We start from the raw sequence: 9,123 nt of genomic DNA, 5'->3' as shown, positions 1-9,123 counted from the left end.
GTCTTCACGAGCTCGTCGACGTTCTGCTTCTGGGAGTTGACCTCGAACTGCTGGCAGGCCGGGCACTTGACGTCCGCGAACTCGTGGATCGTGACGGGCGCGTCCGGCGCGCCGAGCAGCGTGCCGTACTGCGTCACGCCCGCGAGCAGCGCCTTGGTCTCGGTCACGCCCGTGACCGACGCGCTGGGCTCGGGGCGCTCCGTCGACGCGGTGCCCCGCGTCCCGGCCGTTCCGGTCCCGTCCGCCCCCTCCGGCCGGGACGCAGCGTCGAGGCCCGTGTACGTCTGACCCGCGACGCTCTGCACCCCGGAGCGCGTGGCCCACCCGAGATCCCTCTGCGGGAACTGTCCACACGCACCGCCGATGTTCGACGTGACGTTCGCGTTGTTCAACCCGTCGCTGCCGTACCGCTCCAGATCCCTCGCGAACCACGCCTGCCTCTGCGACTCCGGCGCGCCCAGGAAGTCCGCGCACGACGTAGCCGACGACAACGCCCCGCCGGCCGACCCCGACGAGGGCGACCCCGACCCGCAGCCCACCAGCGCGGCGACGCTCGCCCCGACCACCAGGGCGCGCACCGCACCGCCGATCACGGGTGACGATGGGCGCAGGGCGTCGCGTCGCATGCCCCCGACGCTAGATACGACCCGCAGCATCCGCCATCCGCCGTCTCGCCCAATCTCCCGGCGACGCCACCACCACCGCCCGCAGCGGCCGGGCCCCGCGCCGACCGGTCGGGCCGGGCCGGACGCCCGGCGCACGGCCGCACCCGACGGCTCGTCCGCAGGCCGATGGCGAGGCCACAGGTCGCGGCCCGCTACGCCGGCGCGAGCTCGAAGCCGTCAGCCGCGAGCGAACCGCCGACGCCGTTCGCCGAGGACGGAAGCCAGCTCGTGAGGCGACACGAGACCGACCCCGGCCCCGAGGGCCCAGCCCACCAGGACGTCGAAGACGAAGTGCTCTCCCGTGTACACGAGGGTGAAGCCCATCGCGAGGGCGTAGAAGCCGGCCACTACTCCGATACGGCGGTGGGCCCGCCAGGACCACGCGGCGAGCAACGCCGGAACCGCCGCGTGCAGGGACGGCACGGCAGCCACGAGGTTGACCACGTCGCCCCCGGTGTCGAACAACGCCCGCGCCGGCTCGAGCCCCACCGCGGACCACACCGGACCGAGCAGCCGCTCCGTCGGCGGAATCCGCCCCAGGTTCGACGCGAGCCACGGAGGCACCGCGGGATACGCCGCGTAGACCGCGCACGCGAGCACCACGAGCGTCACGATCCGGTTTCGCAGCTGCCGGAAGCGGTCGCGGTCGCCGTGCCAGAGCACCGCGAGCACCGCCCACGGGACGACGAAGTAGGAGACGTACGTCGCCCAGGCACACCAGTCGTACCACCGCACGACGCCCGGGTCCGCCAGAGCCTGCTGCAACCAGAGCGTCGGCAACGACCCGCCCGCGAGCGCCCGGTCGAAGTCGACCTGCACGGCGTAGTGCGCCGACGCCACGTCGGTGTCGGACGCTCCGCGGGCGAGGGCGTAGGCGAGGAGGAAGGCGAGAAGGGGCAGCCAGTCCCGCGCGAGGCGAAGTGCGTCCCGGGGCCGGCGAACGCTCACCAGCATCAGGCCTGCCAAGAGCCAGGCGAAGACGTCGACTGGACGGACCGGCACGCGGCCGCTCGCCGCGACATAGGCGACCACGACGGCCGCCGCGATGACCGGCGGAAGAACCCGCCGCGGGCGCGGCGTCCCGCCCGCCCGCGGCCCGACGCTCACGGCGCGGCGGGAACGGTGTTGCCGACGTTGTCGGTGTAAGTGAACTGGGACGGGTCGGTGACGGTCCCGACGTCGCCGGGAGTGTTGACGAGGCTCGCGAGCGTGGACGGACCGCCCATGCACGGCTCGAACACCGCGTCGTCGAAGTGCCGCCGGACACGAGCAATCGCTTCGTGACGCGTCGAATCCGCCGCCGCCAGGAGGTTTGACAACACGACGACGTTCGCGCGGCTGACGACGGCCGGAACCGCGGTCGGCGACGAACCGTCCACGATCCGGGAGAACGCTCGCTTGGTCGCCTCACGCGACTCGAACACGATCAGCGCCGCGCCGCCATCGCCGTCCTCGCCCGGAATCGACACTCCCATGAGCCCGTTGCTCGCGACGCCTTCCAACTTCACCAGGCGCACCGTCTCGTCGTATTCCTTCTTGTCGGCCACCACCGCATTTGCGCACCGGCGGAGCTCGTTGGCCTTCACGAGACGCTCTGGCGTCCCTCCTCCGCCGCCGCATCCTGCGAGCGAGACGGCGACCAGCACGCAAGCGGCGGCGGCGGACGCAGTAAGGTGGCGTTCAAGGATTCGAGGCATCGGAGTGCTTTCGGGTGATCGGCATGGCTTGGAGGATTCGGGGAGATCGGAAGGGTGCCGCCCGGTCGATCGCGTAGTGGTCGCCGAGCAGCGCGCCGACCTCACCGGTCGGATCGACCGACCAGGCGGGCTGGTAGACGACAACGAACTTCGGGCGGTTCGGGCTCGTGAGCACGCGGCGCAACCGGCCCATTCCCCCGGGCACGGCGTGGAGAGGCACGGCCCACAGGTACGGAAGCGCTGCTCGTCGACGGGCGTGGAAGTACACCCCGGCGTGCGTCATGAGCGCGTAGACGGTGTCGTCCGGCCTCGTCCGCGACCGCAGGTAGGCGCCGACACGCGCATCGGCGCGCGCGGTGGCGGCGAACGGGAGGTCACGCAGACGCGCGTCGCCGTCGATCGTCGTGCGCGCCACGAAGACGAGGGCGGGGGCCGCTACCGCCATGACGAGGAGGAGCCGGAGCGACGCCCATCGCACCGGCGCAAGCACGAGTCCCACGGCCAGGCAGAGCGGAGGCAGGAGTTGCACGTAATAGTGCGGCCAAGCACCCCCGCCGACCGCGAAGCCGAGTGCCGCAGCGACGAGCCACGCGACGGCCACCAACAGGGCGCGATTACGCGTCACCACCGCTCCGATGAACGTCGCCGCGCCAAGGACCCACGCGACCGGCAGCGCGCGCCACGCAGGGCCGACGGAGCGTTCGAAACGCGACCAGCGGTCCGAGGCGGTGAGCGAGACCTCCCAGCGGTAGCCCACGACCGCGGTCCAGTACTCGGACCATCCCGAGCGTGCGCCGTGGAGCGCGGCGACAGCGAACAGCGGCGCGGCTCCGAGCGCGACCCCGCCGGCGACACGAAGGCGTGCTCCGGCCCCACGCCGGCCGAGCACCACCACGAGCAGCACGACGAGCAGCCCGTCGAATGCCGACTGCTTGCAGAGCATGGCTGCCGCAGCGCAGGCGCCGGATGCCGGGAGCCACCGTCGGCCTGCTCCGTCGTTCCAGGCCAGCGCCGCGGCGATGGCGGCGACGGTCGGAGGGCCGGCCACCAGCTCGCCGTTGAACGAGAACCCCTCCACCTGCGGGGCCACGCCCACGAGCGCGTAGACCGATGCCGCGAGGAGTCCAGCCCTGCGGTTCTTCAACCGTCGGGCGACCTCGTAGAGCAGGACCGAGATGCCGACCCCCGCAAGCACCGCGCCGACCCTGATGGACACGGCGCTATCGGCGACCGAGAGCAACCCCCGGTACGCAACCATCAACCCCTGCGGCCTGTCGACCCAGGCATCGGAGTAGAGCGGCGCACCGTCCGCCCAGGCCCGAGCGATCGCCGCGTAGCCGCCTTCGTCGGCTCCGAGGCCGGAGCCCACGAACGGGATGCGCACCGCTGCGGCGGTGACGGAGATGCCGATCAGTGCTGCCCACGGTCGCGACGTCGTTGTGACGACCGCCATCACGCGCCTTCCCCGCAGCACCGGCCGTGCTGCACGACGTCGAGGCCGTCGCGTGCGCCCGTTCTCCGCCGCTCCGGGAGCTCGAGCGCCTTCGCCGGAGGTCGTTCCGACGCACGTTTGACCACGCCCCCGCACCTCACTCAGCCCGCCTCCCCGTCCTCCACCGGCCGCGCCTCCACCCGCCGCGCCCGGCGCCGGGTCAGCAGCCCGATCGCGAACGCGAGCACCGACACGCCGAGGACGACGAGCAGCCACGGCGGGCTGAAGGGGCCTTGGACGTCGATGCCCTGCTCGATCACCCGCTCCTTGCCGTCCGGGGCGACGCCGTCGACGTCGAGGGTCTGGCGGCCGGTCGGGACCTGGCGCTCGACCGGGATCGTCGCGCTGATCCGGCCCTGCGGGTCGGCCTGCGCGTCGGCGACGAGCCGCTTGCCGTCCGCGACGGAGACCCGCACGCGGGAGCGCGGCGCGAAGCCGGCGAGCGCGAGCGGGTAGGTCGTCGCCCGCTCCACCGACGGGGTGCCGGAGCCGGTGAGCCGCGTCTTCCCGACCGCCCAGGACGTCTGGCCGTCGCCGCGAGATCCGGCGGTCGCCGCCGCCTTCACCACTCGCTGCGCATCGGGCGACTTGCTCCAGCGCAACAGCGACAGGCTCTCGACGTCGTGGCCGGCGGCGTTGGGATGCCCGATCTCGTCGGTGCTGCGCCGGGCGACGGGGTCGAGGGCCTGCAGCTTCGTCAGGACGTCGCCCGGGTCGGGACCGGCCGCGGGGTTGGCGAGGTCGTCGAGCGCCCCGCCGTTGATCCGCGCGCCCGTCAGGCTGATCACCGAACGGACGTACGGCTGCGTCGCCGCGCCCTTGGGGCCGTTGTGGCAGACCGTGTTGCGCGGCTGGTCGCTCATCTCGACCGCGGGGACGTACGCGATCGGCACGCCGTCGCTGCGGCGGACCGATTCGACCGCCCCCTCGATCACGCCGTTGAGCCGGACGGTCGTCTCGGCGACGAGCCTCATCTCCTCGGTCGTCAGCGCGTAGGACGTCACGCCGCCCTGGGTGTAGGTCCCCATCGCGCGGCACGTGCGGGCGGAGAACGGCGTCGGCACCGGATAGCCGACGACGAGGATCGGGGCGGCCCGGCCGCGACGCTTGACCGCCGAGCCGTCGTTGAGGACCTCGTCGATCCGCCGGTAGGCCCCGACCAGGCGGCCGCGCAGGCCGCTGTCGGCGCCCAGGTGCTCGGTGACGTAGCGCTTCGTCGGCAGCGCCGAGCGCGGGTCGTAGGGCGCGTTGAGCAACACGCTGTCGGTGCAGGTCGTGCGGCTCAGCGCGCAGGAGCGCAGGAGCGCCCCCATGCCGGCGTCGCTCGCGCCCGCCATCACGACGGCCGCCTGGGCCGGACCGCTGCGCTTCTGGGAGTCGGCGAGCGCCGTGGTCTGCGCGGGCTGCCGGTCCTCGCCGGCGCGCTGGCGCGGGCCGACGACCTCCGCGAGGATCGAGCCCGAGCACGCGAGGTTGCGCACGCCCTTGCCGCCGAACTGCGTCAACAGCGCGTCCGGGCTGCGGTGGCAGCCGTCGCGCGGCGTGTCGGTGTCGGGCGTGTAGTCGTCGGACCCCTCGCCGGACGCGAAGCCGTCGCCGAGCAGCGCGACGCCGGTGCCCGGTCCCCGCAGGACGGCCCCGGCCTCGGCGACGTTCTTGACCCCGTCGACCGCGACCTGGCCCTTGACCAGGCCGGTGTCCGTCGAGTTCTCCGAACGGCCGGCGATGCTCAGGCCGAGCTTGCTGCCGACGAGGCCCGGGGCGGCGCGCACGCGCCAGGTGACCTTGCGGGACTCGCCCGGGGCGAGGTTGCCGACGCGGACGACGGGCTTGGGCACGTCGATCGGCTGCACGTCCTCGGGGTTCGTCGGGTCGGCGGTGCCGCCCGCGGACGTCCCGCCGCCGGACGTGCCGGACGTGCCGGAGCCGCCCGCCGTGCCGCCCCCGGGCGCACCGCCGCCGGCCGCCCCGGAGCCGCTGCCCCCGGGCGTGCCACTGAGCAGCGTCGAGCCCCCCTCGAGCGTGAAGCCGAGCTGGACGACGACGTCGCGCGCCTCGGCGCCGCCGTCGTTGGTGACGGTGCCCTCGACGACGAACGGCTCGCCGCCGCCGATCACGGTGCGGTTCGCGTCCCCGGTGATCTGCACCTGCAGGTCCGGGCGGGTCAGCCCGTCGAGCGTCTTGGCGAGGTCGTCGCCCTCCTCCGCGTCGACGTACGGCGCGCCGAGCGCCCCGGCGATGCACTTGAGCTGCTCGCGGCCCTCGTCGTCGATCCGGAAGCCGACGACCGCCGCGTCGATGCGGAAGCCCTCGTCGCGGATCTTCTTCGCCTCGTCGCACGGGTCCTCGCACGTGGCGTGCCCGTCGGAGACGAGGACGAGCTTGCCGGTCTTCGCGCCCGTCGCCTGGATGTCCTCGACCGCGCTGCGCAGCGCCTCGGCGGTCGGGGTGTCGCCGTCGGGCTCGAGGCCGCGGATGCTCGCCGACATCTGGTCCGGGTCGACGGGGCCGATGTCGATCGCCAGGCGGCCGCTGCCGCAGGACTCCGAGGACGCGGGGTCGGGATAGGTCCGCAGGCCGACTCGCGACCCCCGCTCGATGCCGCCGACGAAGTCCAGCAGCGCGGACTTGGCGCCGTCGATCTTCGTCGTGCCGTTGCCGTCGTCCTCGTCCATCGATCCGGACGTGTCGACGACGAGCATGGTCGGCGTCTGGCCCGCGGTGTCCAGCGGCGCGGCGACCGGGGTGCTGCCCGGCGCCGCAGCGCCCGTCGTGGCGGTGGACGACGCGGCGGGCGTGCTCGTCGCCGCCGCCGTGCTCGTCTGGCCGTGCGCCACGCCCGGGGCGAGCACACCGGCGGCGAGGGCCAGCAGCAGCGCCCCGCGGGCGGCGATCACGGGGTCGCCCCCTTGTCGAGCGCGTCGATGCCGCTGCGGGCGCCCGCGATCTGCCCGTCGCTGATGCGGACCTGGACCGCGGAGTCCCCGCCCTGGTTCGGGAGCGCCTCGATGCGGATCGTCGACCCGCCCTTCAGCGGCACGTCGAACCGCGCGCCGGCACCGGTCACGGTGAGCGTCTGGCGGGTCTTCACGCCGACGCCGCCGGCACCGACCTCGCGCACGAGGACCCGCGCGCGGGTGGCCACGGAGTCCGGGCCCAGGGCGATCGTGCCGCGCAGGTTCGTGACCTTGCCGTTGCTCGGGTACTCGATCGACGCCTTGCCGTCCTGCGGGGAGCAGGTGATGACCTGCTGGCCGCCGACGTCCTCGGTGGCGCAGCCGTCCGTCTCCGCAGGATCGAGCTGCGAGAGGTCGATGCTCGACGCGACCTCGGAGACGACGAGCGTCGCCTGGGTCTGGGCGCGCTCCCCGGCTGCCGGGCGGCTGCGGATGACGGTGCCCGGCTTGGCACCCTGCTCGTACTCGGTGACGGTCGTGACCCCGACGCCGAGATCCGCCAGCGCGGCACGGGCCTGATCGCTCGGCGTGCCGCTCAACGTGGGCATCGTCGCCTGCTTCGCGATCGAGAGCACGATCGGGGTCCCCTTGCCGGGGATCTGCGCCGTCGCCGCGGGGTTCTGCCGCACGACGGTGCCGCTGGCCCCGACGTACGGGACCTCCTCGGTCGTGATCCGCTGCCGGTCGACCCCCGCGTCCGTGTAGGCCTGGATCGCCGCGTCGGTGCCGAGGCCCGTGACGCTCGGCAGCGTGTTGGACGCGACCGGCTGCGACTCGATCTGCACGGGGCGGGTCAGGGTGACGTTCGTTCCGCCGACGTCGCCGCCGGGGATCACGTCGCGGGCGAGCCAGCCGAGGACGCCGCCCGCGCCCACCAGGCCGGCGCCCGTGGTGACGAGCCCGGCCCGCTTGAGCTTGCGGACCCGCTCCTTGCGGCGCGAGACCGCGGCGCTGGGCGCCGGGACGTCCGGCGGCGGCAGCGGCTCGCTGGACTGCGGGACCGCGAACTCCTCGTCCTCGCGCCCGGACCGCGGCGGCGTCGGGCCGAAGGCGTCCTTGGCCTCGTGCGGCACGTCCGACGCACCGGCGGGATCTGGCGTGCCCCAGGCGGGATCGGGTCCCGGGTCGGCCGCGGAGCGGTACGGAGGCGTCGCGTCCTCGGGGCCGATCGGCGGCGGGGTGGACGTGGCTGGCCACGGGTCGGGGTCGGGGGATCCGGACGGCCAGCGATCGGCCGGCGGGTCGACGGGGGCGGACGGCCACGGGTCGGTGGCCGGCGCCGCGGACGCCGTCGAGGACCACGGACCGGCCGGCGCGGTGGTGTCGCCGGACCAGGCGCCGATGTCCGGGGCGGGCGTCGCCGGCGGGGTGATGGCCTCGGCCTCGCCTCCACCGGGATCGGGATCGGCGGCCGCCGGGGCGTCGTCGAAGGGCTTGTGCCGCGTCGGGGTACCGCCCGCGGACGGGGGCGCCCAGCCGGGCTGGACCGCGTCGACCACGGTCTCGTCCTCCGGGCCCGGCAGCCGGGGGTCCGGGGCCTCGGCGGGCGCGGGCGTCCCGTCGTCCTGCGGTCCCGGGCCGCCTCCGAGCGGGCGTCCGGTCGGGATCGCCCACGTGCCCGTGGGCCCCGGGTCGGTCGCGGTCCGCGGCGGGTCGGCGTCGCCGGGCGCCGAGGCGGGGTCGAGCGGAGCGCCGGCGGGAGGGGCGGACGCTGCGTCGACCGGCGGGACCGACGGCGGGGCGCGGTCCACGTCGACCGGCGGGGACTCGAGCGGCGCCCGGGCCTCGAGCGCATCCGGCGCCGCGGTCGCGGCGGGGCCGCCGACCGTCGGCGTCGGGTCCGGGTCTGGACCCTCGGCGGCGAACTCGACGGGGGCGCGCCACGCGAGCGGGGCCGGGTCAGCGGCCGCCGGCGGCGCCGGACGGGTCCGGCGCGAGCCCTTCGGGCGCAGGACGACGAGGTCGTCCAGCGGGTCCGCGCCGCCGCCTAGTCGCGAGGCCGAGGGTGGCGCGTCCGGGGTCCCTGGGCGTTCGGGTCCTGCGTCGTCGGGCCGATCGTCGTGATCATGCGGGAGGTTGCCCATGCGTCGTCCAGTCTCGGGTCCGGTGCGGTCCACCCAGCGGCACGCACGGGGCGCAGTGTACGGCGGCATTCCTCCGGCCACATCAGCCAGACGGCGGAGCCGCGGGGCGGTCCGGCGTCCCCGCCGGCGCCGTGCAAGGCCTTCGGGCCGGGCGCGAACGGCCCGTTCCTGCTGGCCGTCGACATCGCCAAGAAGGACGATCCGCAGTTGCAGTCGCAGCTGGACAAG

7 protein-coding genes are annotated in these 9,123 nt (G+C 74.7%); 1 reads left to right on the top strand and 6 read right to left on the bottom strand.

Annotated elements, in window-relative coordinates:
• From AB0L40_RS24460 to AB0L40_RS24435, 6 genes are all read right to left on the bottom strand, one after another.
• A partial coding sequence (locus AB0L40_RS24460; RefSeq protein ID WP_364360853.1) for a thioredoxin domain-containing protein occupies positions 1 to 626 on the bottom strand: 626 nt, incomplete at its 3' end.
• A gap of 216 nt (positions 627 to 842) precedes the next feature.
• A complete protein-coding gene (locus tag AB0L40_RS24455) occupies positions 843 to 1,667 on the bottom strand; it encodes a phosphatase PAP2 family protein (protein ID WP_364360851.1) in 825 nt (274 codons plus the stop codon).
• A gap of 101 nt (positions 1,668 to 1,768) precedes the next feature.
• Positions 1,769 to 2,212 carry a hypothetical protein gene (locus tag AB0L40_RS24450; RefSeq protein WP_364360849.1) on the bottom strand — a complete coding sequence of 148 codons (444 nt, stop codon included), beginning with the start codon at positions 2,210 to 2,212 and terminating at the stop codon, positions 1,769 to 1,771.
• Positions 2,213 to 2,345: 133 nt separating this feature from the next.
• Positions 2,346 to 3,815 carry a glycosyltransferase family 39 protein gene (locus AB0L40_RS24445; protein ID WP_364360847.1) on the bottom strand — a complete coding sequence of 490 codons (1,470 nt, stop codon included), beginning with the start codon at positions 3,813 to 3,815 and terminating at the stop codon, positions 2,346 to 2,348.
• A 140-nt stretch (positions 3,816 to 3,955) separates the two neighbouring features.
• The gene (locus AB0L40_RS24440; protein ID WP_364360845.1) at positions 3,956 to 6,751 is read right to left on the bottom strand and encodes a VWA domain-containing protein; all 2,796 of its coding nucleotides are present in this window, start codon (positions 6,749 to 6,751) and stop codon (positions 3,956 to 3,958) included.
• Positions 6,748 to 8,895: a PASTA domain-containing protein gene (locus tag AB0L40_RS24435; protein ID WP_364360843.1), complete on the bottom strand. Its 2,148-nt coding sequence runs from the start codon at positions 8,893 to 8,895 to the stop codon at positions 6,748 to 6,750. Before AB0L40_RS24435 ends, AB0L40_RS24440 begins: the two co-directional genes overlap by 4 nt.
• On the opposite strand from AB0L40_RS24435, the gene AB0L40_RS24430 reads away from it, so the two are divergent.
• The coding region (locus AB0L40_RS24430) for a hypothetical protein (protein ID WP_364360841.1) at positions 8,878 to 9,123 on the top strand (246 nt) is incomplete at its 3' end. The two genes, AB0L40_RS24435 and AB0L40_RS24430, sit on opposite strands and share 18 nt — an antisense overlap.

The sequence above is a fragment of the Patulibacter sp. NPDC049589 genome (assembly GCF_040675535.1).
Taxonomy (GTDB): Bacteria; Actinomycetota; Thermoleophilia; order Solirubrobacterales; family Solirubrobacteraceae; genus Patulibacter.
The sequence above is the reverse complement of the archived record's forward strand: the minus strand, read 5'-3'. Positions and strand labels throughout refer to the sequence as shown.

What these genes read in the sequence shown, in the direction of transcription:
- AB0L40_RS24445 (WP_364360847.1), bottom strand. Translation starts at nt 3,815, where the DNA reads ATGGCGGTCGTCACAACGACGTCGCGACCGTGGGCAGCACTGATCGGC.
- AB0L40_RS24435 (WP_364360843.1), bottom strand. Translation starts at nt 8,895, where the DNA reads ATGGGCAACCTCCCGCATGATCACGACGATCGGCCCGACGACGCAGGA.